Source organism: Streptomyces sp. PTL18 (assembly GCF_059510295.1).
On record NZ_JCAJZO010000153.1, the window covers coordinates 1 to 365 of the forward strand.

Sequence of the window (365 nt, forward strand, 5' to 3'; positions counted from 1 at the left end):
AACCGCAGCTGAGGATCGTCTCCACGGTCACCGGCGAGGAGGTCACCGGCGACGAGCTGACCTCGCCGGAATACTGGGTGCAGCACGTGCGGGCGACGGTGCGCTTCGCTGATGCGGTACGGGCCCTGGACGCGCGCGGAGTTCGTCGCTACCTCGAACTGGGCCCCGACGGCACCCTGACCGCGCTCGGGCAGACCGTGCTGGAGGACAGCACCGGGCCGGACGGCGAGGTCCCGGTGCTGGTGCCCGCCCTGCGCAAGGACCGCCCCGAGGCCGGTTCGGTGCTCGCCGCGCTCGCCGGTCTGTTCGTGTCTGGCGGCGAGGTCGACTGGACTGCGCTCGTCGGCGGCGGAGTGTCCGGGATC

At 72.6% G+C, this 365-nt stretch carries 1 pseudogene; it reads left to right on the top strand.

Going from position 1 to position 365, the window contains the following annotated elements:
* A pseudogene (locus AC5WS8_RS39435) lies at nt 1–365 on the top strand (hypothetical protein); the annotation flags it as partial.